This is a genomic window from Rhizobium leucaenae USDA 9039 (assembly GCF_000426285.1).
In the GTDB taxonomy this organism is placed as follows: domain Bacteria; phylum Pseudomonadota; class Alphaproteobacteria; order Rhizobiales; family Rhizobiaceae; genus Rhizobium; species Rhizobium leucaenae.
This window is the reverse complement of record NZ_AUFB01000001.1, coordinates 75,649-101,103: the sequence shown is the minus strand read 5'-3', so window position 1 is coordinate 101,103 and position 25,455 is coordinate 75,649. Positions and strand designations below refer to the sequence as shown.

Annotated in this window: 25 protein-coding genes and 1 pseudogene; 12 read left to right on the top strand and 14 right to left on the bottom strand. The window is 60.2% G+C overall.

The features are described 5' to 3' along the window. Window positions 1-6 precede the first annotated feature (6 nt). The 7 genes from exoK (at window position 7) to K290_RS0100450 (ending at window position 8,451) form a co-directional block, all read left to right on the top strand. Entirely contained in the window at window positions 7-810 is an 804-nt protein-coding gene (exoK, locus tag K290_RS0100480) for an endo-1,3-1,4-beta-glycanase ExoK (RefSeq protein ID WP_028750053.1), read from the top strand. A 107-nt stretch (window positions 811-917) separates the two neighbouring features. Then, window positions 918-2,123 (top strand): glycosyltransferase family protein, encoded by a 1,206-nt coding sequence (locus K290_RS0100475; protein ID WP_028750052.1) that lies wholly within the window; start codon window positions 918-920, stop codon window positions 2,121-2,123. Further along, window positions 2,120-3,118: a glycosyltransferase family 2 protein gene (locus K290_RS0100470; RefSeq protein WP_028750051.1), complete on the top strand. Its 999-nt coding sequence runs from the start codon at window positions 2,120-2,122 to the stop codon at window positions 3,116-3,118. Before K290_RS0100475 ends, K290_RS0100470 begins: the two co-directional genes overlap by 4 nt. Continuing rightward, on the top strand, window positions 3,115-4,056 hold the full coding sequence (locus K290_RS0100465) for a glycosyltransferase family 2 protein (protein ID WP_028750050.1): 942 nt from the start codon (window positions 3,115-3,117) through the stop codon (window positions 4,054-4,056). Before K290_RS0100470 ends, K290_RS0100465 begins: the two co-directional genes overlap by 4 nt. After that, window positions 4,053-5,120 carry a glycosyltransferase family 2 protein gene (locus K290_RS0100460; protein WP_028750049.1) on the top strand — a complete coding sequence of 356 codons (1,068 nt, stop codon included), beginning with the start codon at window positions 4,053-4,055 and terminating at the stop codon, window positions 5,118-5,120. Before K290_RS0100465 ends, K290_RS0100460 begins: the two co-directional genes overlap by 4 nt. A 4-nt stretch (window positions 5,121-5,124) precedes the next feature. Continuing rightward, window positions 5,125-6,030, top strand: a complete 906-nt coding sequence (locus K290_RS0100455; protein WP_028750048.1) for a UTP--glucose-1-phosphate uridylyltransferase — start codon at window positions 5,125-5,127, stop codon at window positions 6,028-6,030. An 84-nt stretch (window positions 6,031-6,114) separates the two neighbouring features. After that, the gene (locus K290_RS0100450) at window positions 6,115-8,451 is read left to right on the top strand and encodes a polysaccharide biosynthesis tyrosine autokinase (RefSeq protein WP_028750047.1); all 2,337 of its coding nucleotides are present in this window, start codon (window positions 6,115-6,117) and stop codon (window positions 8,449-8,451) included. A 5-nt stretch (window positions 8,452-8,456) separates the two neighbouring features. Here the strand turns inward: K290_RS0100450 and K290_RS0100445 are convergent, their stop codons facing one another. The 4 genes from K290_RS0100445 to K290_RS0100430 form a co-directional block, all read right to left on the bottom strand. After that, window positions 8,457-9,344, bottom strand: a complete 888-nt coding sequence (locus tag K290_RS0100445) for a DMT family transporter (RefSeq protein WP_051263896.1) — start codon at window positions 9,342-9,344, stop codon at window positions 8,457-8,459. Window positions 9,345-9,466: 122 nt separating this feature from the next. Next, entirely contained in the window at window positions 9,467-10,027 is a 561-nt protein-coding gene (locus K290_RS0100440) for an NADPH-dependent FMN reductase (protein ID WP_028750045.1), read from the bottom strand. A 124-nt stretch (window positions 10,028-10,151) separates the two neighbouring features. After that, window positions 10,152-10,466 carry a MocE family 2Fe-2S type ferredoxin gene (locus K290_RS0100435; RefSeq protein WP_028750044.1) on the bottom strand — a complete coding sequence of 105 codons (315 nt, stop codon included), beginning with the start codon at window positions 10,464-10,466 and terminating at the stop codon, window positions 10,152-10,154. Between the two features lie 49 nt (window positions 10,467-10,515). Further along, window positions 10,516-11,601 (bottom strand): fatty acid desaturase family protein, encoded by a 1,086-nt coding sequence (locus tag K290_RS0100430; protein ID WP_028750043.1) that lies wholly within the window; start codon window positions 11,599-11,601, stop codon window positions 10,516-10,518. A 156-nt stretch (window positions 11,602-11,757) separates the two neighbouring features. On the opposite strand from K290_RS0100430, the gene K290_RS0100420 reads away from it, so the two are divergent. The 4 genes and pseudogenes from K290_RS0100420 to K290_RS33560 all read left to right on the top strand — a co-directional run bounded on the left by K290_RS0100420 (window position 11,758) and on the right by K290_RS33560 (window position 14,567). Then, on the top strand, window positions 11,758-12,786 hold the full coding sequence (locus tag K290_RS0100420; RefSeq protein WP_028750042.1) for a LacI family DNA-binding transcriptional regulator: 1,029 nt from the start codon (window positions 11,758-11,760) through the stop codon (window positions 12,784-12,786). A gap of 266 nt (window positions 12,787-13,052) precedes the next feature. Next, window positions 13,053-13,865 carry a TIM barrel protein gene (locus K290_RS0100410; RefSeq protein WP_028750041.1) on the top strand — a complete coding sequence of 271 codons (813 nt, stop codon included), beginning with the start codon at window positions 13,053-13,055 and terminating at the stop codon, window positions 13,863-13,865. Between the two features lie 61 nt (window positions 13,866-13,926). Continuing rightward, entirely contained in the window at window positions 13,927-14,181 is a 255-nt protein-coding gene (locus tag K290_RS0100405) for a type II toxin-antitoxin system VapB family antitoxin (protein ID WP_028750040.1), read from the top strand. After that, window positions 14,181-14,567 (top strand): annotated as a pseudogene (locus K290_RS33560) (type II toxin-antitoxin system VapC family toxin). The gene K290_RS0100405 and the pseudogene K290_RS33560 overlap by 1 nt, the downstream one beginning before the upstream one ends. A gap of 87 nt (window positions 14,568-14,654) precedes the next feature. Here K290_RS33560 and cobM read toward each other — a convergent pair. Then, entirely contained in the window at window positions 14,655-15,413 is a 759-nt protein-coding gene (gene cobM, locus K290_RS0100395) for a precorrin-4 C(11)-methyltransferase (RefSeq protein ID WP_028750039.1), read from the bottom strand. A gap of 16 nt (window positions 15,414-15,429) precedes the next feature. Further along, the gene (gene cbiE, locus K290_RS0100390; protein ID WP_081670150.1) at window positions 15,430-16,677 is read right to left on the bottom strand and encodes a precorrin-6y C5,15-methyltransferase (decarboxylating) subunit CbiE; all 1,248 of its coding nucleotides are present in this window, start codon (window positions 16,675-16,677) and stop codon (window positions 15,430-15,432) included. Here cbiE and K290_RS0100385 point away from each other — a divergent pair. After that, complete coding sequence (locus tag K290_RS0100385; protein WP_028750037.1) at window positions 16,661-17,431, top strand: cobalt-precorrin-6A reductase; 771 nt, start codon at window positions 16,661-16,663, stop codon at window positions 17,429-17,431. The genes cbiE and K290_RS0100385 overlap by 17 nt on opposite strands. Here K290_RS0100385 and K290_RS0100380 read toward each other — a convergent pair. From K290_RS0100380 to K290_RS0100345, 8 genes are all read right to left on the bottom strand, one after another. Next, window positions 17,395-18,159 carry a precorrin-3B C(17)-methyltransferase gene (locus K290_RS0100380; protein WP_028750036.1) on the bottom strand — a complete coding sequence of 255 codons (765 nt, stop codon included), beginning with the start codon at window positions 18,157-18,159 and terminating at the stop codon, window positions 17,395-17,397. The two genes, K290_RS0100385 and K290_RS0100380, sit on opposite strands and share 37 nt — an antisense overlap. Continuing rightward, window positions 18,156-18,893, bottom strand: a complete 738-nt coding sequence (locus K290_RS0100375) for a precorrin-2 C(20)-methyltransferase (RefSeq protein ID WP_028750035.1) — start codon at window positions 18,891-18,893, stop codon at window positions 18,156-18,158. Before K290_RS0100375 ends, K290_RS0100380 begins: the two co-directional genes overlap by 4 nt. After that, window positions 18,890-19,522, bottom strand: coding sequence for a precorrin-8X methylmutase (locus K290_RS0100370; RefSeq protein WP_028750034.1), 633 nt, complete (start codon window positions 19,520-19,522; stop codon window positions 18,890-18,892). The genes K290_RS0100375 and K290_RS0100370 overlap by 4 nt, the downstream gene beginning before the upstream one ends. Window positions 19,523-19,524: 2 nt before the next feature. After that, window positions 19,525-20,961 (bottom strand): precorrin-3B synthase, encoded by a 1,437-nt coding sequence (cobG, locus tag K290_RS0100365; RefSeq protein WP_245276440.1) that lies wholly within the window; start codon window positions 20,959-20,961, stop codon window positions 19,525-19,527. A gap of 50 nt (window positions 20,962-21,011) precedes the next feature. Then, window positions 21,012-21,788: a precorrin-6A synthase (deacetylating) gene (gene cobF, locus K290_RS0100360; protein ID WP_028750032.1), complete on the bottom strand. Its 777-nt coding sequence runs from the start codon at window positions 21,786-21,788 to the stop codon at window positions 21,012-21,014. 101 nt (window positions 21,789-21,889) lie between these two features. Further along, the gene (locus K290_RS0100355; RefSeq protein WP_028750031.1) at window positions 21,890-22,873 is read right to left on the bottom strand and encodes an ABC transporter permease; all 984 of its coding nucleotides are present in this window, start codon (window positions 22,871-22,873) and stop codon (window positions 21,890-21,892) included. Beyond that, window positions 22,870-23,865 carry an ABC transporter permease gene (locus K290_RS0100350; protein ID WP_028750030.1) on the bottom strand — a complete coding sequence of 332 codons (996 nt, stop codon included), beginning with the start codon at window positions 23,863-23,865 and terminating at the stop codon, window positions 22,870-22,872. The genes K290_RS0100355 and K290_RS0100350 overlap by 4 nt, the downstream gene beginning before the upstream one ends. After that, on the bottom strand, window positions 23,862-25,400 hold the full coding sequence (locus tag K290_RS0100345; RefSeq protein WP_028750029.1) for a sugar ABC transporter ATP-binding protein: 1,539 nt from the start codon (window positions 25,398-25,400) through the stop codon (window positions 23,862-23,864). Before K290_RS0100345 ends, K290_RS0100350 begins: the two co-directional genes overlap by 4 nt. Window positions 25,401-25,455 lie beyond the last annotated feature (55 nt).

Sequence of the window (25,455 nt, the reverse complement as noted above, 5' to 3'; positions counted from 1 at the left end):
TGACACATGACGAAACCGATCTTTCATGCGCTAAGACTCAGCCTCGTTTCCGGCGCCGTTTTGAGCAGCGGCCTTATTCCCTGCGCGGTTTTCGCTCAGGAGCCCCAGCCGAGCGGAACGTCTTTCGTCGACAACTTCGACAAAATCGACAGCGCGCGTTGGTACATTTCGGATGGCTGGAACAACGGCCCGCACCAGAACTGCACATGGTCCAAGAAGCAGATCGGTGTTGAGAACGGCATGCTGCAGCTTAAATTCACCCAGGCTAAGACGGGTGCCCGCGACTACGCTTGCGGCGAGATTCAAACGACTAAGACCTACGGCTACGGCACGTACGAAGCGCGTTATCGCACCGCCACAGGCTCCGGCCTCAATTCGGCTTTCTTCACCTATATCGGTCCGACCGACAAGAAACCGCACGACGAGATTGATTTCGAAGTACTTGGCAAAAACCCGGCCCAGGTTCAGGTCAATCAATATGTCAGCGCCAAAGGCGGCAATGAGAAATATGTCCCGGTCGCCGGTGGTGCCGATCAAGGCTTCAACGATTACGCCTTCGTCTGGGAAAAAGACCGGTTGCGCTATTACGTGAACGGCCAGCTCGTCCGGGAGGTCACCGACCCCTCGAAAGTGCCGACACATGCCCAAAAGATCTTCTTCAGCCTCTGGGGCACGGACACGCTGAACGACTGGATGGGCAAGTTCGCCTATGGCGGCGGCCCCGCAACCATGCAGATCGATCGCGTTGCCTTCACGGCGGCGGGCGACAAGTGCCAATTCCCGGAATCGATCGCCTGCAAGCTCAACTGAAACATTCCGGCTGCGAAGCGGATTCCGCGGCCGGGGCAATGAATCCGATGCAACACGACCGAAACGAGGCGCCCGGCTTCCGGCCAGGCACGAAAGCGAAAGTTTTCATGCTGCATATTCTTTATTTCGTCCACGATCTCGCCGATCCCGCCATCCGCAGGCGGGTGCTGATGCTGCAGGCCGGTGGGGCGAAGGTGACGCTGGCGGGCTTTCGGCGCGATGACAATACGCTGGCTGCCATTGACGGCGTCGAGCCGATCGAACTCGGCCGGACGCGCGACTCCCATTTCGCGCAGCGTATCGCCGCCGTTGCCAAGTCGGCTCTGCAACTGCGCAGCTTGCTGCGCTCGGTCGAAAAGCCGGACGTGGTCATCGGCCGCAATCTCGAAATGCTGGCCGTGGCCAACCGCGCCAAGTCCATCCTCGGCGGCGATATGCCCGTTGTCTATGAATGCCTCGATATTCACCGGCTGCTGCTGCGCAAGGATGTCTTTGGCGGCGCTCTTCGCAGTGCGGAGCGTCATTTCGGCACGGATGCGGCGCTGCTGCTGACCAGTTCACCGGCCTTCGTCGAGCATTATTTCCGCTCTCGTTCCGGTCTCGACCTGCCGATCGTCCTTCTCGAGAATAAGGTCCTGGCGATCGATGGCATCAGGGCGGAGATCGCCGTACCCCGCTTGCCGAGCAGCGGAGAGCCCTGGAAAATCGGCTGGTTCGGTGCGCTTCGCTGCCGCAAGTCACTGGAATTGCTTGCTAATTTTTCGCGGCGGATGGAAGGTCGGTTCGAGATCATCTTGCGTGGCCGGCCGGCTCATTCGGAATTCAACGATTTTGACGGGTTCGTGCGCGATGCGCCTTTCATGCGCTTCGACGGCCCCTACAAGAATCCCGAGGACCTCGCGGCGATCTACGGCGAAGTGCAATTTTCCTGGGCGATCGACTTTTTCGAAGAGGGACTGAATTCCAGTTGGCTATTGCCGAACCGTCTCTATGAAGGCGGACTGCACGGCGCCGTGCCGATCGCCGTGGACGGTACCGAGACTGCACGGTTTTTGGCAAACCGGAAAACCGGGCTGACGCTCGAAAAGGCGAACGCCGCAAACTTGGTCGCTCTCCTGGGCGATATGAACAGTGAACGCTACCTCGCCGCCTTCAACGCCTTGGCCGCGCAGGACCGTAGGCAATGGATGACCGACCGCGCCGAATGCCGAGGACTGGTAGAGCGGCTGGCCTCCCTTACGGACGCCGGCCAGCAAACGGCCGAATTACAGACCCTCCCACAACTGCATCGCAATAGAGGTGGATTGCAATGAAGACCGGAATTCCCATGGATATGCGTTGCTTGATCGTTATCCCATGCCTCAATGAGGGGAAGCATATCGAGCCGCTGCTTGCGAAGCTCGGCCGTGCTCTGGACGAACTTGATGCCCGCATCGTGGTTGCCGATGGCGGCAGCACGGATAGAACCCGCGATATTGTAAGGGAGATCGCCGCGGCCGATCCGCGCATTCTCCTGCTCGACAATCCGAAGCGGCTGCAAAGTGCTGCGATCAATCTTGCGGTCGAAACGTTGGGCGATGACTACGACTATCTCATCCGCATCGACGCCCATGGCGACTATCCCCGGGATTACTGCCAGATACTGGTGCAAGAGGCCGATGCGACCGGCGCGGATTCCGTCGTCGTCGCCATGCGCACCATGGGCTTCAGCGCCTTCCAGAAGGCAACGGCAGTGGCGCAGAATTCAAAGCTCGGCAATGGCGGCTCGAAGCATCGCGAAGGCGCCAAGGGGCATTGGGCCGATCACGGCCATCACGCGCTGATGCGCATCGCTGCCTTCCGCGCCGTCGGCGGCTACGACGAAGCCTTCAGCCATAACGAGGATGCGGAACTCGACTATCGCCTGCGCAAAGCCAGCTATCGCATTTGGCTCACCGACAAGACGGCCATGACCTATTATCCGCGTTCCAGCATTCCGACGCTCTTCCGACAGTATCTCGGCTACGGCCGCGGCCGGGCGCGCAATATTCTTAAGCATCGCAGCGTACCCAGCGTCCGCCAGATGCTGCCGTTGGCCGTCGTTCCGATCTTCATCGGCGCCTTTCTGGCGATCCTCAATTGGATCGCGGTCGTTCCCATCAGCCTTTGGGCTTTCGCCTGCGTCGCCTACGGCTTCTGGATCGCTCTTGGAGAAAAGAACCCATACGGACCGCTTGCCGCCATCTCGGCTATGGTCATGCATTTTGCGTGGTCGATGGGCTTCTGGATGGAAGTCCTTAGCTTCCGCGGACGCAGGGTGATATCATGACAGGGAACCGAGAGCGCCGACCCGTGATTATCGATATCGCCGTCTGCACCTATCGTCGTGTCGAATTGGACCAGACACTGTTGTCGCTGGCGGTTTTGACAGTGCCTGCGGGCACTCTCGTTCGCATCATCGTTGCGGATAACGACGTAACGCCGAGTGCGCGCGATCGGGTTGAAGCCATGCGTTCGGCGGTGCCCTTCGAGATCGCTTATGTACACTGCCCTGCATCGAACATTTCGATCGCTCGCAATGCCTGTCTCGACCATGCTACCGGCGATTTCGTCGCTTTTATCGATGACGACGAAACAGCATCGGAGGACTGGCTCTCGGAATTGCTGGTAATGGCGGACACGACGGGCGCCGACGCCGTTCTCGGCCCGGTGCGCGCCGTCTATCCGAACATCGCGCCAGGCTGGATGCGACGCGGCGACTTCCATTCGACATCGCCGGTGTGGGTCTCCGGCGATATCCGTACGGGCTATACCTGCAATGCGCTGCTCCGACGCAACGCGCCGTCGCTTGCCGGCCGTCGCTTCGACCTCGCGCTGGGACGCAGTGGTGGCGAGGATACCGAATTCTTCACCCACATGCATAAGGCAGGCGGGCGAATTGCCTTTGCCAAGGACGCCCTAGTCTACGAACCCGTGCCCAACGGACGGGCGACGCTCGCCTGGCTCACCAAGCGGCGTTTTCGCATGGGTCAGACGCATGGACGGATACTACTGGAGACATCGGCGGGTCCTGGCCGATGGACGGCAATCGCGCTGGCCGCCGCCAAATCCGGCTATTGCTTTGCCGCCGCTGCACTTTTTGCCGCTCTGCCCGTGCAGCGTCATCGCTATGGCCTGCGCGGCATCATGCACGCCGGTGTGGTTAGCGGCCTGTTCGGTGTTCGAGAAATCGAACAATACGGAAATTTGGAGAAAGCACCGCAATGACGGATTTCATCCCTGATGTCAGTTTCGTCATCGCAGCCTACAATGCCGAGGACACGCTCGAGCGCGCCATAGACAGCGCGCTGGCGCAGGGTGCCGTCAGCATGGAGGTCATCGTCGTCGACGACTGTTCCACCGACAGCACGCCGATGATTGCCGGCAATCACACCGATCCGCGCGTAAGACTGGTTGCCATGCCCCGCAACGGCGGTCCCGCTGCCGCACGCAATGCCGGCCTGGACGCCGCTCGCGGCCGTTGGGTCGCCGTGCTCGATTCCGACGATGCGCTGCGCCCGGATCGTATGGCGCGGCTGATTGCACGGGCCGAAAAGGCCGAAGCGCAGATCGTGGTCGACAACCTCGATATCATCAGAGGACAGGATGAGGCCGCGGGCACGATGTTTCCGGAAACCGTGCTCGCGCGCCTGCCGGTTCTGACGCTTGCGAAATTCATCATGTCGAACATGATTTTCCGCTCGGAGCATAACTTCGGTTACATGAAACCCGTCTTCGAGCGGGCGTTCCTCGAAAAACACCACCTGCGCTTCGATGAGAGCCTCAGGATCGGCGAAGACTATATTTTTCTCGCTTCCGCATTGGCCATCGGCGGCGTCTGCGCCGTCGAACCCACGGCTGGTTACCTCTACTACATTCGCGAGGGCTCAATCTCGCGGGTGCTGAAGCGGCAGGACGTCGAGGCGATGATCGCCGCCGACCGGAAGTTTTTTGCTGAACATCCTTTCGGTGCCGCGGCTCTAGCCGCTCAACGGCGGCGCACGCGGAACCTGAAAGAAACACTGTCCTTCCTGATGCTTGTCGAAAGCATCAAAGACGGCGCCCTGCCGAACGCCCTGAAAATCGCCTGCCGCAACCCACGCGCAGTCCGTCATTTGCGCATGCCGATCGCAGCCCGCCTTCGTCGCCTTGCCGCTGCTCTTAGCGGCAGCGGTGAGGCAAGCGTCCTGCCGGCAACCGTTCTGCCGGCAGGCGGCGAAGTGGCTGCGACGCCTCAAATCTCCCCCTCCCTCCCTAGTTTGGGCGCAGGCCCTCACTCTAACAAAGGATAGAGCAATGGACCCTAAGCATCCTGTGAGAAAAGCGATCATTCCGGTTGCCGGCAACGGAACCCGTTTCCTGCCGGCCACCAAGGCGATGCCCAAGGAAATGCTGACGATCGTCGATCGTCCGGTAGTGCAATACGCGGTCGATGAGGCCATCGAGGCCGGCATCGAGCACATCGTTTTCGTCACAAGCCGCAACAAGTCGGCCATCGAAGATCATTTCGACGACACGCCGGAGCTTATCTCTTCGCTGCATAGGGCAGGCAAGACAAAGCAGGTCACCGAACTGGAACGCCTTCTGCCGCGGGCCGGCTCGATCAGCTTCACCCGCCAGCAATCGCCGCTCGGCCTCGGCCATGCCGTATGGTGCGCGCGCGACCTGATCGGCAATGAGCCGTTCGCGCTGCTGCTGCCCGATATGGTCTGCCACGGCCTGCGCGGCTGCATGGCCGGGCTGATGGAGCTGTACGACGAAGTCGGCGGCAATATCGTCGCAGTCGAGGAATGTGCACCGGAAGAGACGTCGAAATACGGCATCATCGGCCGGGGCGCGCCGGTACGACATGGCTTCAGCGTAACCAAAATGGTTGAGAAACCACATCCGTCTGAGGCGCCTTCTAACTTTTACCTCAATGGGCGCTATATTCTTCAGCCGGAGATCTTCGACATTCTGGCCCGGCAGGAGCGCGGCGCCGGCAACGAGATCCAACTGACCGACGGCATGCTGCGCCTGTCTGAAACGCAGGACTTCCATGCCCAGGCCTATAGCGGACGGACTTTCGATTGCGGATCGAAGCAGGGCTTCATCGAGGCGAACGTCGCTTTCGCACTGGCACGCACGGATATCGGCGGTCTTGTCTACGACTCGATCCGAAACCTGGTTCTCTCGCACGAAGCGCAGATGACCGCAGCTTAAGCCGCTTCATACTTTCGCCTGCGGTCTCGATGGCCGCAGGCCAGAGCCGTCATTCATTCAGGCTTCTCCGACAAGGTGGTCGCCATGCATCAGAAGAATTTCACCGTCCACAGCGCTCTTCCAACGGAGGAGCAGGATGGTTTCATTGACCTAGACCGGCTGATGGCGGTCATCACCCGTCGCATCCGCACCATTATTGCCGGCGTAGCCATCTTCGTCGTACTGGCGGTCGCATATCTGTTGACCGCGCCTTCGAGCTATACGTCGATGACGCAGATACTGCTCGATGAAAATATGACGAAATATGCGGAGGATCAGCCGCCGCCGGCGAGCAGTCAGCAAGCCGATATGGAAATCGCCAGCGCCGTCGAAATCCTGAAATCCAACGAGATGGCGTTACGCGTCGTCGATGCGGCCGGCCTTGTCAACAATGACGAGATCCTCAACCCGCCGCAGTCGCCGTTAGCTCTGGTCAAGTCTGGCGTAAAGCTGATCGTCAGCGCCTTCAAACCGGCAAATCCGCCGCTGACGCCTGATCAGGCGCGAGAAGCGCAACGTCAGCAAATCGCCGCAGCATTGCAGAGCGATCTGAAGGTGGAGCGCGTCACCCGCAGTTCCGTCGTCGCCGTGTCGTTCGACTCAACCGATCCGCAATTGGCTGCCAAGGTCACGGCCGCCTATGCCAATGCCTATTTGACGGATCAGCTCAACGCCAATTTCGATGCGACCGAGCGGGCATCCGTCTGGCTGCAGGAGCGGCTGAACGATCTGCGCGAGCGTTCGCAACAGGCTTCGCTGGACGTGGAAAAATATAAGGCCGACAACGGTTTGACCTCGACCGGCGGCGAACTGATGTCGGAGCAGCAGATTTCCGACCTGAACAAACAGCTAATCATCGCCCAGGCCGACACGGCCAGCGCCTCGGCACGCTACTATCAATATAAGTCGATCATCGACCAGGGACCGGACAATGCGGTGAAAAACGCGACGATCTCGTCCAGCCAGACCGACAACAGCGTGCTGCAGGATCTGAAGACGCGCTATCTCAATGTGCAGAAGCGCGAGCAGGACGTCACGCAGAATTTTGGCGCCAATCATCCCCAAGCCGTCGCGCTGCGGGCAGAACGCGAAGACATTACGCGGCAAATTTATCAGGAGCTCCAGCAACTGACGGCGAGCTACAAGAATGAGTTCGACGTTGCACAGTCGCGTGCCGTGTCGCTACGCAATAGCATAGAAGGCGTGGTTGGCAAGAATTCCGAAGCCAATAAATCTCTCGTGCGATTGAATGAGCTTAATCAGAAAGCGACAGCCCTGAAGACGCTCTACGAATCCTATCTCAGCCGCTATGAGGAGGCATCGCAGCAGCGCTCCTTCCCCATCGCCAAGGCGCGCGTTATCTCCGCCGCCGGCGTTCCGACCGCGCCGTCGAGCCCAAAAAAGACGCTCGTCATGGCACTTTCGATCGTGCTGGGCTTGATGGCCGGTGGCGCCTTTGCCGCACTTCAGGAATTCCGCGATCGCTACTTCCGGGTGGAAAGCGATGTGCGTGCGGCGCTCGGGCTTAAGTTCCTGGGTTATCTGCCGCTCCTCGGCCAACAGACATTCGACAAGAAGAAAAAGAGCCGCCGACAAAAGGCAGGGCCAGCAATGGCCGAAGAAGCCGAAAACGGCGTGGCTTTCGAGCGGATCATGCGTGTCTCGGTCGAGGCGCCGCGCTCGATATTCGCCGAAACCCTACGTAATGCCAAGCTTGCCAGCGATGTCATGCTGCAGGGACGCGCCGACCGGGTGATCGGTGTCATCTCGGCGCTTCCTGGCGAAGGCAAGTCGACAACCGCAGCCAATTTTGCAGCCCTGCTCGCAAGCAGCGGCAAGCGCACGCTGCTGATCGACGCCGACTTGCGCAATCCGGGTTTGAGCCGGATGCTGAAATCGCCGCTCCAGACGGGCCTCATCGAGGCGGCTCTCGGCGAAGTTCCTTGGGCAAGCGCCGTCAGGGTCGATCCGCGCACGAAACTTGCCATTCTGCCGGTGGTGCTGCGCGATCATCTGCTGCACACCAGCGAGCTTTTGTCTTCGCAGGGCATGCTGAACCTGATGGAAAGCGCGCGGAAGATGTTCGATTACATCGTCGTCGATCTTGCGCCGCTGGCACCGGTCATCGATGCCAAGGCATTCGCGCCGCAGGTGGATGCGTTTCTGTTTGTTGCAGAATGGGGCGCGACGCCGACCAATCTCGTCAGGGACCTCTTGGAACAGGAGCCGCAGATCAATTCGCGCGTTCTCGGCGTCATCCTCAACAAGACCGACATGTCGGAACTCTCGCGCTACAGCGACTTCGGCGGCACGGAGCGCTATCGGCAGAAATACACCAGCTACTACACCGAGGAACGGCCGAAGGCGGAGATCGACGCTTAAGTTCCCTATGTTTTCGACGTCCTGGCACCAGTGCGTGCCAGGACGTGTTCGCGCCAAATCGTGAAGATGCCCGCAGCCACGACGATGACGGCACCAATGACCATATTGGCATTGAGGGTCTCGCCGAAGATCGATACGCCGATGATCGCCGAGAAGACGAGCTGCAGATAGGTGAGCGGCTGAATCACCACCGCGTCGAGAAGATCATAGGCGCGAATGAGGAAATAGTGGCTCGACATGCCGGTAAGGCAGAGCACGCCCAGGAAAGCCCAGTCATACGGCGCAACCGGCGTCCAGAAGAATGGTCCGATACAGCTCATGGCAACAGCACCGACGACGCCGGTGTAAAAGAAGCTCGTCATGGCGGAATCGTCGCGGCTGACATAGCGGGTGATGACGACATAAAACGAAAACAACAGGGCACCGGCAAGCGGCACCAGGAAACGAACGTCGAAAAAGCCGCTTTCCGGCTTCAGGATCAGCAGAACGCCGAGAAAGCCGATGCAGATTGCCAGCCAGCGGCGCCACCCCACCTTTTCGCCAAGGATCGGTACGGACAGCAATGCCACCATCAAAGGCCCGGATGAGAAGATTGCCTGCGAACGGGCAAGGCCGACAATGACGAAGGATGAAATGGCGACGACGATCTGCGAGGCGAGCAGCAGTCCACGCGCGACCTGCAGCCGCGGCCGTTTGGTGCGGATGGCGGCACGCAATCCGCCCGGAGAGCGGGATGCCATTGCGACGGCAAACAGCATGAAGGCCCAATAACGGATCATCGCCACGAAGAGCGGCGGATAGGCACTGACCAGATGTTTGGAGATCCCGTCCTGTATGGCGAATATGCTGATCGCCAATAGCGTGAAGACATAACCGGCGGTATTGGATTTCATTTCGGCTCGAAGGAAAGATGGCATGCGGCCCGGAAGCGCCGACGCGGCACTGCCGATTACGATAGGCTGTGCGATCTTTCAATCATAGTTCCGTGCATGCCTCACTACACGAAATGTGTCGATCAGCTCTTTTGCGTGCTTTCCACGAATGCGGCGAAACCCTCGATGAAAGCAGCAAGGTTCTGCTTGACTTTCTCATCGACGACTTTGCCTTCCGCATCGAAAACGCTGCCGGCGCGCGAAACCATCAGCCGCCCGCCGAACCAGGGATCGGCGCCAAGTGTGCGCAATACGGGCAGCCAAGCATTCTGGCTGAGGATCGTGCCGAAATTGCCGGGTGAGGCGCCGAGAACGGCGACGGGTTTTGCCCGAAAGATACGGAGAATATCGCTGGACGGCCGGCTCATCCAGTCGATCGCGTTCTTGAAGACGCCGGGAAGCGAGTTGTTGTATTCCGGCGTGAACAGGATCAAGCCATCGGAAGCTGCGGCAAGCTCCTTAAGCTCGCTCACTTTCTCCGGAACGCCTTCGGCCGCTTCGAGATCGCCGTCGTAAAGCGGAATGCCATGGACCGTCCTGGCGACGATTTCGACACCTGGCGGCGCCAGCTCGACGGCGGCGTGCAGCAGTGCCGTGTTGAAAGAACCCTTGCGAAGGCTACCCGATATGCCCAGAATTTTCATCGCGTTCCCCTTAAGCTGGATGGGGAGAAATTTATGGTTCGGTGCGATCCGTCAAGGGCTGATGATCGTCTGAGCGCTGTTCACTCGGCAGGAAGCATTTTGGCAAGACGAATATCGCCGCCCCTCACACCGCGATAAACACGGTGCCGTTTTCGAGCTTGACCGGATAGGTTTTGAGATTGATGCAGACGGGGGCGCCCTTGGCTTCGCCGGTGCGGTAGTCGAAGCGGCCGTTGTGCTTGGGACATTCGATGATGTTGTCCATCACCAGCCCGTCGGCGAGATGGACCTGCTCGTGGGTGCAGAGACCATCGGTGGCAAAATAGTCGTCGTCCGGACTGCGATAGATCGCAAAGGTTCTGCCGCCATGGTCGAAGCGCATGACATCCTCCTCGTCGATCGCATCCGCCGCACAGACCTTGATCCAGTTGCCGCTCATTCCTGCCTCCCTGTATGTGTCGTTCCTGGCTGCTGTTCTTGCTTGCCGGTCATTGTGCTGCCTCGGCCAGCGTCGCGTGGAATTCCTCGCGATAGGGCCTCGCCGTCTTCGGCAAGTCGCGCTTCAGAAAATAATCCTCGTGGCGCAACTGCCGCAGGAAGGCCGGGATCATTTCGCGGTAGCCCGACCAGATCGAGGGGTTCGCCTGCGGCAGATCATGTTTGATCATCGCATGCAGCTTCGGCAGCGCATGATAGGGCACCATCGGGAACATGTGGTGCTCGACATGGTAGTTCATGTTCCAATAGATGAAGCGGCTCACCGGGTTCATCAGCACCGTGCGGCTGTTCAGCCGGTGGTCGATGACATTGTCGGCGAGCCCCCCATGCTGCAAAAGGCCGGTCAAAACATGATGCCAGGCGCCGTAGAGCCGCGGCAGGCCGATCAGCACCAGCGGCAGGAGCGAGCCCATGGCAAAGGCTGTCGCGATGGCGGCGACATAGATCGCCAGCCAGATGCGGGCGATGCGGATCGCCTTCGGCTGTTCCTGTTCGGGAATGAAGGTCTTTTCAGCGGCGCTGACGATGCCGAACGCATTGCGGATCATGTCGAGCAGCGCATAAAAGACATCGATGATACCGAAGAAGTTCAGGACCAGCCGCAACAGATCCGGCGGCCGCATGACGGCGATCTCCGGATCGCGGCCGACGATGACGGTGTCGGTGTGGTGGCGGGTATGGCTCCAGCGCCAGGTCACCGGATTGCGCATGATCATGAAGCAGGCGATCTGGTAGACTGCATCGTTCATCCAGCGGGTCTTAAACGCCGTGCCGTGGCCGCATTCATGCCAGCGGCTGTCGGAGGCCGAGCCGTAAAGCACGCCATACGCCAGGAAGAAGGGGACGCAAAGCCAGGAGCCCCAGAAGGCAATGCCGAAGCCGGCAAGGACCGCCATGCTGCCGAGCCAGATGACCGTGTCGCGGATGGCAGCCTTGTCGGAGCGCTGCATCAGCGCCTTCATCTCCTTGCGGGGAATGTCGGTATGATACCACTCCGCCGCCGCCAGCCCGGTTTCGACCGCCTGCCGGCCGCTCGGGCCGAGCAGGCTATAATCGCGCTTGATGGTCTCGGTCATTGCTGTTCCTGCCTCCCGCGATGCGCAAGGGCGCGCCGCATCTGATGAGCAAGAGGATAGGTCGAGTTTTCGCTTGCCTCAATGCGGCGATGATGGAATCTATCATATTCCATCAATCCCCCATCTCATTGATGATGGAATACCTCAGGACCCACCATGCGCCGTCCCACCATCTCCGATCTCGCCAAAGCCTCCGGCGTCAGCGTCGCAACCATTGATCGCGTGCTGAACGGACGTCATCGCGTCCGGGAGGAGACGGCGAAGCGTGTCTACGAAGCAGCGCAATCGATCGGCTATCATGCGGTGGGTCTGCTGCGGCAGCGTGTCTTCGAAGATCTGCCGCAATACCGATTGGGATTCCTGCTGCAGAAGCCCGCCCAACCCTTCTATCAGTCGTTTGCTCGGGAGATCGGCGCAGCAGCGCAGACGGTCGCAAACGCGCGCGTCCATCCGCAGATCGATTTCGTCGCAGCGTCGACACCGACGGCGATCGTCGAGAAACTGAAAGCCATGGCGGCGCGGAACCAGGCGATCGCTCTGGTCGCGCCCGATTATCCCGCGGTGACGGCAGCGGTGGAGGAGCTGAAGGAAAAAGGCATACCGGTCTTTTCGCTGTTGTCAGATTTCGCGACGAGCGTGCGGGAAACCTATGTCGGCGTCGATAACCGCAAGGTCGGGCGCACCGCTGCCTGGACGATCGCCAGATCCGCCCACCGTCAAGGCAAGGTCGCCTGTTTCGTCGGAAGCCATCGCTTTCACGGTCATGAACTGCGCGAGATCGGCTTTCGCTCCTATTTTCGCGAGAACGCCCCTGATTTCGAGGTGCTGGATACGCTGATCAATCTCGACACGGCCGAAATCACCCACGAGGCGACGCTCAACCTTTTACAAAAACATCCCGACCTTATCGGCTTTTATGTCTGTGGCGGCGGCATGGAAGGGGCGATTTCCGCCATTCGCGAAGAAGGGCTTGCCGGCAAGCTGACCGTCGTCGTCAATGAACTGACACCGGAATCGAAGGCCGCACTCGCCGACGATGTCGTCACCATGGTCATCGGCACCCCTCTTCCTTCGCTCTGCAAGGAGCTGCTCGGCTTGATGATCGATGCCATCGAACGCGGCGAAGCGGCAATGCCGGGGCAATCCTTCCTACCCTTCGACATTTTTGTTTCGGAGAACATTTAATGCATGTCGCGCGAAAGCGTGTGGCGGTTTTGCGAAAACGACATGCACAAACAAGGAGCGAAAGCGTCGGAGCGAATCTGAAAGATGGCGACGAGCTTTAGCGATGATGGAATCCCATCACCATGGGCGATATTTCTATCATGGATGAGGGAAGAAGCCGGCGCTTGCCTGTGGAATGGCTGCGTGATTCTCGCTAGTCATTCGCAAATATGCACGGCCGGTCGGCATTCTGTTGGTCCGGCCGCCAAGAGGAGGAATGCCCTGCCATGAGTTCCATTCGTTTCGCGCTCAATCACATGTGCACCCCGGCCCTGAGCCTGGAATCATTCTTTGCCGCAGCGAAAAGCCTCGGCATCGATAGTGTCGAAATCCGCAACGATTTGGCCGGCAATGCGATCCTGGACGGCACGCCGGCAACGGCGGTCAAGGAACTCGCGGCGCGTTATGGGCTGACGATCATTTCGATCAACGCGCTGCAGCGTTTCAACGAGTGGAACGAGGCGCGTGCCAAGGAGGCGGCAGAACTTATCGGCTATGCGCGAGATTGCGGTGCAAAAGCGCTGGTGCTCGTCCCCGTCAATGACGGCAGCGGCCGCGAGCCTGAGGTGCGCAAGCAAAACCTCGTAACGGCCTTGACGGCGCTGAAGCCGATGCTGGATGCCGCCGGGATTATTGGCCTCGTGGAACCTCTTGGCTTCGAGATCTGCTCGTTACGGTCGAAGACCGAAGCAGCCGCTGCGATCGAAAAGCTCGGAGCGCAAACGACCTTCCGGCTTGTTCACGACACCTTCCATCATCATCTCGCCGGCGAGGCAGCGACTTTCCCTGATCTCACGGGCTTGGTCCATATCTCCGGTGTCAGCGATGCCGCGGTGTCGGTTTCCGATATGCGCGATCCGCATCGCGTTCTGGTCGATGCCAACGACCGTCTCGACAATGCCGGACAGATGCGGGCGCTGCTGTCAGCGGGTTATGCCGGCCCCTTCTCCTTCGAGCCCTTTGCACCGGAGGTGCATGCGCTGAAGAAACCTGTGGAGGCGTTGAAGGAAAGCATGAACTTTCTGAGAAGCAAAGTTTGAGAATTGAAAGAGAGAGCCATATTCGGTAGAAATCCTATGATCAGATGCATAGGTATCCGCAATGGCTCTCAGCATCAAAGACCCCGTGACGGAAAAGCTCGCTCATGAACTCGCTGAAAAGACTGGCGAGAATGTTGCGACAGCGATGCGACATGCGCTGGAGGAACGCCTGCAGCGTATTGGTAGCCGCAAGCGAAAAGAGAATCTGCTGCGGAATATCGAGGCGATTCAGGCCCGTATTCAGGCTCTCCCCGTTTTAGACAATCGCGGCGCCGACGAAATTCTCGGCTATGATGAGAACGGGCTGCCGCGTTGATGGTGATCGATACGTCCGCGATCCTTGCCATTTTGCTTAACGAAGCGGAGGCAGATGAATTCATCAATCGAATTGCGGCCGATCCAGTAAGACTGGTATCGGCCGCCAATGTATTTGAGGCTTCAATGGTCATTGAAGCACGGGCTTGGCGATGCTGCCGGTAACGACTGGATATGTTTCTCGTTCAGATCGATGCCGATATTATACCGGTCGATGCCGAACTCGCCGACACCGCAAGACGCGCGTGGCGCCGCTATGGCAACGGACGCCATCCGGCTGCTCTAAATTTTGGCGACTGCTTTTCCTATGCGCTCGCAGCCATCCGTAGCGAGCCCCTGCTATTTAAAGGTAACGATTTCTCTCAGACGGACATTCTTGCCGCCTAAGCGATGAGCGTCTTGTTCGCGGACATATGCTCCGTCGTGGTCACGCGGCAGGAATATCTCGCCCTTCATATTTGTAGGCGCGCGCTATTATTCCCTACCCCGGAAGCGGCGCTGATAAGCGGGATCGTAGAGCGAGCTTTCGCGGAAATCGCTGGCGGCGAGCGACGGGCCGACGAAGATCAATGCTGTGCGCTCGATCGGCTCGGCCGCCACCTTTGCCTCGATCGTGCCGAGCGTAGCCTGGAGAATGCGCTCATCCGGCCAGGAGGCCTTGACGACGATTGCGACCGGGCAATCCGCACCATAAAGCGGCGTCAATTCCTCGACCACTTGTCCGAGCGCATGGATCGCAAGATGGATGGCGAGCGTGGCGCCCGTGGCGCCGAACTTTTCCAGGCTTTCATTATTCGGCATCGGCGAGGCGCGGCCGGAGACGCGGGTAAGCACAAGGCTTTGCGCGACTGCAGGTATTGTCAGCTCGCGCCCGAGGGCGGACGCCGCCGCTGCAAAGGAAGGAACGCCGGGGGTCAGCGTATAAGGGATGCCATGTTTTTCCAGGCGGCGAATCTGCTCGGCGACGGCGCTCCAGACGGAGAGGTCGCCGGAATGCAAGCGGGCGACATCCTCGCCGGATGCGGCGGCCTTTAAATATGCGGCCTCGATCTCATCAAGCGACATCGGCGCGGTATCGATGATTCGGGCGCCGGGCGGGCAATATTGCAGGAGTTCCGGCGAGACGATCGAGCCAGCATAGAGGCAGACCGGACATTTGCCGATCAGGTCCCTGCCACGCACGGTAATCAGGTCCGCAGCCCCCGGCCCCGCTCCGATGAAATGCACCGTCATTCCGCTACCTCGTTTTTCATTCTGATGGTTTGACCCAAGACCATTGCGTCACCGGCATCGCCGGCCGCCAGCCGGTCATTGTGCCGACGGGTGCCGCACGGGCAATATCGATACGGATCAGCGAGCCGCCACGCCGGGCATGTTCGGCAAGCAGAACAGCCTCCATTTCGGTCGTCACCGCATTGGCGACCAATCGTCCGCCTGTCTTCAGTCCGGCAATGGCCGCGTCCATGACCCCCGCATCGCTACCACCGCCGCCGACAAAGATCGCGTCCGGTGCCGGCAGACCGGCAAGTGCTTGCGGCGCCTGTCCTTCGACGACGGTGAGCCCTGGAACACCGAAATTTGCCGCATTGCGGCGGATGCGGGCAGCGCGCTCGCTGGAGGATTCGATGGCGATGGCCCGCATCGAAGGGTGGGCCAGCATCCATTCGACGCCGATGGAGCCGGAGCCGGCGCCAATATCCCACAGCAATTCACCATGACGTGGCGCCAGCGCCGACAGGGTCAAGGCCCGGATTTCCCGCTTGGTGATCTGGCCGTCGTGCTCGAACAGGCTGTCGTCCAGCCCGGCGCTGAGCGGCAGAATACGCGCATCCGTCGCCGTGGCGACACCAATGCCGCAAACATTCAGATCATTGATACCGGAGAGCGCGAAATCGGCGGCCTGCTGTGCCGAAACTCGTTCATGTGGCCCGCCCAGCGCTTCGAGAACGGTCAGTGTCGATCGTCCGAACCCCGTCTCCTGCAACAGGCGCGCCAGACCGGCGGGACCCTGGGCATCCGAAGTAAGGGCCAAAATTTTCCGGCCTGGGTGAAGATGCGGGCGAACAAGATCCAGCGGCCGGCCATGCAGAGAAAGAACGGTCACGTCCTGCAGCGGCCAGCCAAGGCGTGATGCGGCAAGACTGAAGGAAGAGGGAGCCGGAATCACAGTCATCTCGGATGCAGGAATATGCCGCGAAAGCGTTGCACCCACCCCATAGTAGAAAGGATCGCCGGACGCCAGGACGACGGTCGGCATGCCCCGGCGAGCCAGCACGGCTTCGATGGATTTTTCGAAGGGGCTCGGCCAGCTATGCGCTTCGCCCTTGATCAGAGCCTGCATCAGCTCGATATGCCGCGTGCCGCCGAAGACGACAGGCGCCGCGCCAATCAACCGTTTGGCATCGTCGCCAAGCCCCGCTGGACCGTCTTCGCCGATGCCGATAAGAGTGAGCCAGCGTTGAGCGGAAGGCATCTCAGACATGGGCAAAACCCGCATTCTGATCTTGGGTGGTACGACGGAATCCCGTCAATTGGCGGCGGCGCTGGCGTCGCGCGCCGATCTCGACGTCGTGCTGTCGCTGGCGGGCAGAACCGCCGATCCGGCCGCGCAGCCGGTTCCGGTGCGTAGCGGCGGATTCGGCGGCGCAGAGGGCCTTGCACGCTATTTGACGGACGAGGCGATCGATCTGCTGATCGACGCCACCCATCCCTTCGCCGCCCGCATTTCCGCCAATGCCGCGGAGGCCGCGGCCCTGAGCGGCATTTCCGCCTTCGCACTTCGCCGGCAAGCCTGGCTGCCTGCCGAGGGCGATCGCTGGCGCTCGGTACGAAGTGTTTCGCAAGCCATTGCGGCGCTCGGCCCCTCGCCTTGCCACGTTTTTCTGGCGATCGGCCGACAGGAAGCGCATCAGGCCAATGCGGCGCCCATCCACCATTATTGGGTACGCAGCGTCGACCCGGTGGAGCCGCCGCTGACGGTGCCCAGCGTCACCTATATCCATGCCAAAGGTCCGTTCCGGCTGGAAGACGAATTGGCCATGCTGCGGCAATATCGTATCGACGTGATTGTGACGAAGAACAGCGGCGGCAGTGCGACCTACGCAAAGATCGAAGCGGCGCGGCAACTCGGCATCGAAGTGATCATGATCGAGCGCGCACCCGCCGCCGATATGCCGGTGGTCGAGATTATGGGGGATGCGCTGCGTCGGATCGATCATCTTGCCGCGTCCTTGATGAAGCGTGGCGTATAGACCAAATCGGGTTTTGTTTCCCGAGCAATGACGCGCGTCTCGGCCGAACCGATGATGACGCAGGTCGCCATATCGGCGCTCGACGCTTCCGCTTCGGCGAGCCTTGCGACTGCCATGCGCTCATCCGGCCGGCCCGCAGCACGGCCGAAAATAACGGGAACCTCGGCGGGCAGGACATCGCGCAGGATTTCGAAAGCCTTGCCAAGCTGCCAGGGGCGCGCCTTGCTGATGGGATTATAGAGGGCGATCACAAGCCCCGCTTCCGCAACCAAACGCAGCCTGTTTTCTATGACATCCCAAGGCTTTAGATTGTCCGACAGCGAGATGGCGCAGAAATCATGTCCTAAGGGCGCGCCGATGCGAGCCGCGACAGCAAGCATGGCGGTGATACCCGGCGCGACGACGAGATCGACATCACGCCATTCGCTCGGTCCATTGTCGATCGCCTCGCACACTGCCGCCGCCATCGCAAAAACGCCGGGATCGCCGCCGGAGACGACGCAGACATTGACGCCGGCGACAGCACGCTCCAGCGCCGTCTTAGCGCGATCCAGCTCTTCGCGGTTGTCGGAGGCCTGGCGGATCTGATCCGGCCGCAGCGACAGGCGATCGAGATAGGGGCCATAGCCGAAAAATTCGGTCGCGTCGGCCACGGCAGCCAGCGCTTCCGGGGTCATCTGCGCCGGATTGCCGGGACCGGTGCCGATGACATAGAGACGACCGCTCATGGCTTGTCTTTCCAGCCGGGAACGAGGATCAGCGAAAAATAGGGCGCTTCGGCGTCCCCTCTCTCCGCGAGTGGCGTCATCGCGCCGTTCGCCATTGTGCCGCGCTCCACATAGATCGCCTCGTCAAGGCGGCCAGCAGCTTCGAGAGCGCGCCGAATTTTAGGCAAATTGCGGCCGACCTTCATGATCACGGCCGCCTCGGTGTCGCCGAGGCGGCGGGCAAGTTCGGCTTCCGCCATGGTGCCCGGGAGTACGGAAAGAACATCGTCTCCCTGCACCATCGGCAGGCCGGCCAACGACCAGCAGCCGGACATGGCCGTGACCCCCGGAATGACCTCCGTCGGGTAACGATCGGCAAGCCGCACGTGCAGATGCATATAGGATCCGTAGAACAGCGGATCGCCTTCGCTGAGCACGGCGACCGTCTTGCCATCCTTCAGATAGGCGGCGACCATCTCTGCGGAGGCATCATAGAAATCGGTAATCTGGCGCTTGTAATCCGCCTCGTTCTTGTCGATCTCCGTCGTCACGGGATAGTAGAGCGGCAACAGCGTCACGTCGGTTCTGAGCACATCCCCAACGACGCCGCGACCATTGCCGTTTTTGCCCTGCTTGGCGAAATAGGCGACGACTTCGGCCTTCTCCAGTGCCTTGACTGCCTTGATGGTCAGCAGTTCCGGATCGCCAGGCCCGGTGCCGACGCCGATCAGCCGGCCGGTAGATTGCGCGCTCATAGGCCCGACCTCGCCAGTGCGTTGATCGCCGCGGCGGTGATGGCGCTGCCGCCAAGACGGCCACGAACGATGGCATAAGGAACGCCATAGGAATGTTCCGCCAACGCGTCCTTGGATTCGGCGGCGCCCACGAATCCGACGGGCATGCCGATGATGGCGGCAGGTTTGGGCGCGCCGTCGCGCAGCATTTCGAGGAGATGGAACAATGCCGTCGGCGCATTGCCGATGGCAACGACAGCGCCCGCCAGACGATCGCCCCAGAGATGCATCGCGGCTGCCGAGCGGGTGTTGCCGGTCGTTTTCGCCAGTTCTGCGGTGCGCGGATCATGCAGCGTGCAAATCACCTCGTTGGCCGCCGGCAGGCGCGCGCGCGTAACGCCGTGGGCGACCATTTCGGCATCGCAGAAGATCGGCGCGCCGTTCATAAGCGCCGCGCGGGCGGCCGCGACGAAATCGGGAGAGAAGACGAAATGCTCTGATGCTTCGATGAGGCCGCAGGCATGGATCATGCGTACGGCTACATCGGCCTCGGCATCGGAAAAGCGCGACAGATCGGCCTCGCTGCGGATGATGGCGAAGGAGCGCTCGTAAATCGCGTTCCCCTCGCGGATATAGTCATAGTCAGGCATTCCTACCCCTGTCGTAGCGCTGTCACGATCGCGTCGGTGCCGAGCCGTGTAAGACACTCCTTCGTCGATTCGCCAGCAACTTTGTTGTTCCGCACTAGGCTGTTGATCTCAGCCAGGGCGAATTTTAGCTCTTCTTTTCCGATGTAGGCCACAGGCTCGCTCGATGCGGACCCATTTACGACAACCCCATAGCCCATTGGCGCACCGACGATGGTGATGGCGCTATTGGCCGGATGGGCGCAGCCTTTACGACAGCCGGAGAGATGGATCGTGAGCGAGCCATCGAGCAGCTCGGGAGCCAGATCGAGAAGATCAGCGGCTGCGGCTTTCGTCGCGTAGAAAGCGGAAGCGCAAGCCCCTGCCCCGGCGCAGACGTCCACGTGATTTGACGGGTCATCCGCACGCGTCCGAAAACCGTAATCGGCTGCGGCCGACTGAACGGCCTTTGCCGCCTCGAAACCGAGACCCAGCACCAGCATCGCATGCTCCGGCGCGCTGCGGATTTCGTGTGCTCCGGCATCTTCGGCGATAGCGAGGAAATTGAGAATGTCTCTCGCATGAATTTGCCCGAAAGACGGGCGCAGGCCGAGCGAGAGACGATCGCCGCCGAGAGGGTGGATGCCGATCGGCGAAACGTACTGGTCAGCTATATCGAGTGCGCTGACGTCCGGCGACTGATAATGGGTTCGCAGGCTGCCCACATCGAGATCACGGCCGCGTGCACGTGGTCCGAAAACAGCCAGCGCTTTCAGCAGCTCGATGACAGCCGATATGGATTGTTCGGCAGACAAGGAAGCTAGAACCTTTGCCGTTTGTGCGGTACCGCCGATTGCGAGAACCCAGGTCGTTAAATTGCCGGCGGTTCTTGCCGCCTTCAAGCGAATATCCGCGGTAATCGCATCGAGGTTTAGCCGCCCGCCGCCGTCGATGACAATGGTCAGCTTGGGTGCCAGCTCCAGCTGCGGATCGAGCGCTGCGATCTGTTGGCGAAGCAGAGCAGCTAAGTTGCGGGCATCAGTGATCTCCGCCGGGTCCAATCCGCTGAGCGGCGGAACCTCGATCGTGACGCCTGTTTCAGGAATTATACCGGCATCAGCGGTATCCGCCGCGAGGCCGGGCATGCTTTGCGCCGTCATGCCGCGCAGTTGGAGATTGCCGCGTGCCGTGATTTCGATCAGTCCGTTGCCATGCCTCTCGGCCGCTTGGGCAAGTGACCGGAATTGCCCAATCGTCAGGCCCGGCGTCGTCGGATGCAGCCGCACGAGCAGTCCGTCGCCGGTGATCATCGGGGCGCTAAGGGACGGACAGGCGCCGCGCGCCATCGATGGTACGTTCGAAACGCAGGCAGCCGCATCGACATCCCCGCGCAAGGAAATATCGTGCTCTTCGATTATCTGCCTGTCGGCCATCGCCATAAGACTAACCTTCCCGAAGGACATGTCCTTACATAATCCTCATCAGCGGGCAAACAATTTGGCGGCGGAATACCTCATGCCTGATCGTCGAAATCCGAGCCTTTGCGCAGAAGATAGATGTCCATGATCCAGCCGTGCCTCGCCCGCGCTTCCGCCCGGGTCGCCATAATACGGTCCGACACATCGGCAAGCCGACCGGCGATGGTGATCTCATCCTCGGTGCCTAGATAGGCGCCCCAATAAATATACGCATCGGGATCATCGATCTTGCTGAAAGCCTGTTCGCCGTCGAGCATGACGACGGCCGTCTCGACCATACCCGGAAAACTCTCGGCCAGTCGGCGGCCCGTGGTGATCTGCACGGGCTTTCCGACAAGATTGAGCGGAATGCGATGGCTCGCCGTCAAGGCCTGGATGCTGGTGATTCCGGGGACGACGCTATAGCCGAGGGCAACGCGATCCCGCGCCTTGACCCGCTCGATGATGCGTATCGTGCTGTCATAGAGGCTGGGATCGCCCCAGACGAGGAAGGCAGCGCTTCCGTCTTCGCTGATATGTTCCTGAAACAGCCGTTCGTAGGTCGACGAAATCTCGGCGTGCCAGTCATCGACGCTTTGGACGTAGCTGCGATCTGCCGTCTGGCGCACCGGCACGGCATAGTCGACAAAGCGGATGGCCTTGTTCGTAACGTATCGCTGGCAGATGTCTTTCCGCACATCGGCAAGCTCGGCTTTGGCCACACCTTTGCTGGGAATGAAAATGACGTCCGCTTTGTTCAGCGTATTGATCGCCTGCACAGTCAAGTGCTCGGGATTACCCGTCCCGATGCCGACAAGATAGATGTGTCGCATTTCCTCGCCCTCGTTCTTCCGGCTGTTTGCCGGAAGCGGAAGGGCATTTCAAGTGTGGTAGGCAAGCAAGTTGGCCGCGGTAGGCTTGCAGTCATCCATTTCTAACTCAGCTTTTGGCGCCCATAGAGCAGCAGCATGCAGATAATGACGACACCATAGATGAGCTGCCGTCCGGCTTCTTCGATTTGCATGACGGAGAGGATGGATTGTAGAAGGGTAATCAGGATCACGCCGGCGACGGTTCCGAGATACGATCCCTTGCCGCCGAGCACGTGCGTACCCCCGAGGACGACAGCCGCAATCGACGGCAAGAGATAAGCATCCCCCATCGATTGCGACGCCTTGGAGGCGTAGCCGGCCAGAAGTACTCCGCCCAGGGCGCTGAGCCCGCCGGACATCACGAATGCCAGCAAAGTGATGCGGCGCGTGTCGATCCCCGACATGTAGGCGGCTCTCTCCCGGTTTCCGATCGCATATAGCGAACGGCCGAACGTCGTTCTCACAAGCAGGAAAACGGCGAGAAGGCCGACGACCAGCCAGACAAGCACCCCATTTGGAATCGGAGGTATCACATAGCCGGTCGCGAGAAAACGCATCGCCGGCGATGCCGCATCCTGAGGCGCGAAACCGCCGGTATAGACGACCATCAGCCCCTGCACGACCGCATTCGTCGCAAGCGTGATGATCATCGACGGAATGCGCAGATAGGCAACCGCAATGCCGTTGACCCCGCCGATCACCGCGCCGCACAGAATCCCGAACGGAATGGCGAAAAAAGATCCGACACTGCCATAGGCCGTTGCTGCGCAAGCCATCATCGCTCCGGCGGCGACCACCCAGGGAACGGAGAGGTCGATCTGCCCGATAAGAATGACCATCATCATGCCGGTTGCGATGACCCCGAGAAACGATGCGACCTTCAACTGTTGCAACAGATAGTCCGGCGACAGGAAATTCGACGAGTAAATGGAGCCGCCGAGCAACAGCAGCAGGATGCAACCGAAGGCGATTGCCACCGCCGGGTCGACGCGGCGCAAACGCGCGGGTATGCGAGATCGCTGCATGAGGGATGCATCCTCGCTCATTGAAACCACTCCAGACGGTTGCGAACCCGCGCCAGACCCATGCAGCCGATGCTGATCGCCAGCATGAGTACCACGCCCTGGAACAGGGGTTGCCAGAGAGGATCGAGATCAAAGACGAACAGCAGATCGCCGATCGTTCGGAAAGCCAGTGCGCCGAAGACGGCACCGACCGCGCCACCTTTTCCACCGGCCAGTGAAACGCCGCCAAGCACCACAGCAGCAATCGAATAAAGCGTGTATGCATTGCCGCTCGCAAACGCCGCTTCGCCGGTATAGGAAAAGAAGGTCAGGTAGAGCCCGCCGATCGCCGACATCAATCCCGCCAGTGCATAGGCTGCGAACTTCGCACGCTTGATCGGCATGCCGGACATGTAGGCGGCGTTCTCCGCCGATCCTGCCGCATAGGCGGCACGGCCCCAGATCGACCGGCTGAACGGGATCCAGACGATCAGGAGGGTGGCCGCAAGCACGACTAGGCTTGCGGGAATCACACCGAACAGCTTTGAGGTAAAGGCATCCGCCAACGTCTCATTCACCGCACCGCCCGGCGTCGGACGCAATACCAGCGCCAATCCAAAGAAGATGGCGCTTGTCGCGATCGTTGTCACGATCGGCTGCAATCGTCCGAAGATGATCACCAGGCCGTTCAGCATGCCACAGGCGAGCCCCGTCAAAAGAACGGCAGCAACGCCCAAAGCGGTCTCAAATGGCGTTCCGACGACAAGCCATGAGGCGAGGCAATTGCAGAGAATGAGGATCATGCCGACAGAAAGGTCGATGCCGGCCGTGATAACCACAAAACATTGCGCCATCGCCACGAAGGCAAGCAACGCCGCCTTGTTCGATGCGGTCTGCACGACATTGGGGGTAAATCCGGCCGGGTGGTTCGAGACATAGATCACGAACATAACGAGGAAGAGCGCCGCGGCGAGCAGCGTCCCCTTGTGTTGCGCATACCAGAAGCGCCATTCGCCGTGTGGTATCTCTTTCATTGGCCGACCTTCTGTTCCGTCAGATGTGCACCAATGTTGAGCGCACTGCCAATCAATTCGCGTTCATTGATATCAGTGCCATCCAGCACCCGGACGATGCTGCCGTCGTACATCACCAGCACCCGATCGCAGCAGCCGATCAGTTCGTCATAGTCGGTGGAATAGAAGATGAGCGCGACGCCGGCTTCCGCGAGCTTGCGGAGCAAGACGTAGATCTCCTGCTTGGTACCGACATCGATGCCTCGCGTCGGGTCGTTCAGCAAAACGATCTTCGGCCGGTTCATCAGCCACTTGGCAATGACAACCTTCTGCTGATTGCCGCCGGAAAGCGCTCCGACCGGCATGTCGATCGTCGCGGCCTTGATCGCCAGTAGCTTGAGGAGTTCGTCAATCCGGCCGGCCTCGGCGGCGCGGTCGATCACACCCCTGCTGGACACGCTGTCGAGCGCTGCAATCGACAGATTCTCACGCACAGTCATGGGCAGCATCAGCCCTTCAGTCTTGCGATCCTCCGGGATAAGCGCGATCGATGTTTCCGCGGATTTTGCCTGTTTTGGACTTTTCATTGTCACGCTTCGGCCAGAAATCTGCACATCGCCCCGGACGTCGCGCAGCACACCGAACAGCGCCAGCAGCAGCTCCCGCTGCCCCTGTCCATCCAGTCCGCCGAGCCCGACGATTTCGCCGGGCCGGACATCGAAGCTTATAGCGGAGAGCCGATCGCCCCAGGAAAGATTCCGGCACGAGAGGATTGGAGCAAGCCCATTCTCGGCTGCGTGTTTAGGCGGAAAGACGCTCGTATATTCACGCCCGATCATCAGCTCGATCACCTGCTGGTCGCTCTTTGTACCGGCCGGATAGGATTCGATGCTGCGCCCGTTGCGAAAGACGGTGCACTCATCCGCCAGTTGGGCAATCTCGTGCATACGATGCGAAATGTAGATAAGCGCCATGCCCTCGGAGCGCAGCCGCTTCAGCACGCTGAACACCTTTTCGACATCGGGTTGGGTCAACGCCGACGTTGCTTCGTCGAGGATCATGATCCGCGGCTTACGAGCAAGCGCCTTGGCAATCTCGACCATCTGGCGGCGGGAGAGCGGCAGATCCTTGACGAGAGAAGACGGGTGGATATCGGAAGCGCCGGCACGTGCCAGTGCCTCTTCAGCAATCTGCCTCTGCCTGCGACGATCAATCATGCCGAACCGCAATGGCGGATTGCTGATGACGACATTGTCGGCCACGGACAGATCCGGAACGAGCGACAATTCCTGGAACACGCAGACGATACCCGCATTATTGGCCGCGGCAGGCGTGGCGAAGGACACTTCTTTGCCGTCGAACACCATACGGCCTTCATCCGCGGCGACGACACCTGCCATGATCTTGATGAGGGTCGATTTGCCTGCGCCATTCTCACCGAGAACGGCGTGTATGGCTCCCGGTCGAATGGCGATATTGGCTTCTTTCAGCGCAACGACACCGCCATAGCGCTTGGATATGCCTTCCATCCGGAAAAACGGTTCGGATAAACTCACGCCCCAACCTCCCATCGGGTGCCGCAAGAACGAGACTGCGGACACGATGGTCCGC

What these genes read in the sequence shown, in the direction of transcription:
- exoK (WP_028750053.1), top strand. Translation starts at nt 7, where the DNA reads ATGACGAAACCGATCTTTCATGCGCTAAGACTCAGCCTCGTTTCCGGC.
- K290_RS0100475 (WP_028750052.1), top strand. Translation starts at nt 918, where the DNA reads ATGCTGCATATTCTTTATTTCGTCCACGATCTCGCCGATCCCGCCATC.
- K290_RS0100470 (WP_028750051.1), top strand. Translation starts at nt 2,120, where the DNA reads ATGAAGACCGGAATTCCCATGGATATGCGTTGCTTGATCGTTATCCCA.
- K290_RS0100465 (WP_028750050.1), top strand. Translation starts at nt 3,115, where the DNA reads ATGACAGGGAACCGAGAGCGCCGACCCGTGATTATCGATATCGCCGTC.
- K290_RS0100460 (WP_028750049.1), top strand. Translation starts at nt 4,053, where the DNA reads ATGACGGATTTCATCCCTGATGTCAGTTTCGTCATCGCAGCCTACAAT.
- K290_RS0100455 (WP_028750048.1), top strand. Translation starts at nt 5,125, where the DNA reads ATGGACCCTAAGCATCCTGTGAGAAAAGCGATCATTCCGGTTGCCGGC.
- K290_RS0100450 (WP_028750047.1), top strand. Translation starts at nt 6,115, where the DNA reads ATGCATCAGAAGAATTTCACCGTCCACAGCGCTCTTCCAACGGAGGAG.
- K290_RS0100445 (WP_051263896.1), bottom strand. Translation starts at nt 9,344, where the DNA reads ATGAAATCCAATACCGCCGGTTATGTCTTCACGCTATTGGCGATCAGC.
- K290_RS0100440 (WP_028750045.1), bottom strand. Translation starts at nt 10,027, where the DNA reads ATGAAAATTCTGGGCATATCGGGTAGCCTTCGCAAGGGTTCTTTCAAC.
- K290_RS0100435 (WP_028750044.1), bottom strand. Translation starts at nt 10,466, where the DNA reads ATGAGCGGCAACTGGATCAAGGTCTGTGCGGCGGATGCGATCGACGAG.
- K290_RS0100430 (WP_028750043.1), bottom strand. Translation starts at nt 11,601, where the DNA reads ATGACCGAGACCATCAAGCGCGATTATAGCCTGCTCGGCCCGAGCGGC.
- K290_RS0100420 (WP_028750042.1), top strand. Translation starts at nt 11,758, where the DNA reads ATGCGCCGTCCCACCATCTCCGATCTCGCCAAAGCCTCCGGCGTCAGC.
- K290_RS0100410 (WP_028750041.1), top strand. Translation starts at nt 13,053, where the DNA reads ATGAGTTCCATTCGTTTCGCGCTCAATCACATGTGCACCCCGGCCCTG.
- K290_RS0100405 (WP_028750040.1), top strand. Translation starts at nt 13,927, where the DNA reads ATGGCTCTCAGCATCAAAGACCCCGTGACGGAAAAGCTCGCTCATGAA.
- cobM (WP_028750039.1), bottom strand. Translation starts at nt 15,413, where the DNA reads ATGACGGTGCATTTCATCGGAGCGGGGCCGGGGGCTGCGGACCTGATT.
- K290_RS0100385 (WP_028750037.1), top strand. Translation starts at nt 16,661, where the DNA reads ATGGGCAAAACCCGCATTCTGATCTTGGGTGGTACGACGGAATCCCGT.
- cbiE (WP_081670150.1), bottom strand. Translation starts at nt 16,677, where the DNA reads ATGCGGGTTTTGCCCATGTCTGAGATGCCTTCCGCTCAACGCTGGCTC.
- K290_RS0100380 (WP_028750036.1), bottom strand. Translation starts at nt 18,159, where the DNA reads ATGAGCGGTCGTCTCTATGTCATCGGCACCGGTCCCGGCAATCCGGCG.
- K290_RS0100375 (WP_028750035.1), bottom strand. Translation starts at nt 18,893, where the DNA reads ATGAGCGCGCAATCTACCGGCCGGCTGATCGGCGTCGGCACCGGGCCT.
- K290_RS0100370 (WP_028750034.1), bottom strand. Translation starts at nt 19,522, where the DNA reads ATGCCTGACTATGACTATATCCGCGAGGGGAACGCGATTTACGAGCGC.
- cobG (WP_245276440.1), bottom strand. Translation starts at nt 20,961, where the DNA reads ATGTCCTTCGGGAAGGTTAGTCTTATGGCGATGGCCGACAGGCAGATA.
- cobF (WP_028750032.1), bottom strand. Translation starts at nt 21,788, where the DNA reads ATGCGACACATCTATCTTGTCGGCATCGGGACGGGTAATCCCGAGCAC.
- K290_RS0100355 (WP_028750031.1), bottom strand. Translation starts at nt 22,873, where the DNA reads ATGAGCGAGGATGCATCCCTCATGCAGCGATCTCGCATACCCGCGCGT.
- K290_RS0100350 (WP_028750030.1), bottom strand. Translation starts at nt 23,865, where the DNA reads ATGAAAGAGATACCACACGGCGAATGGCGCTTCTGGTATGCGCAACAC.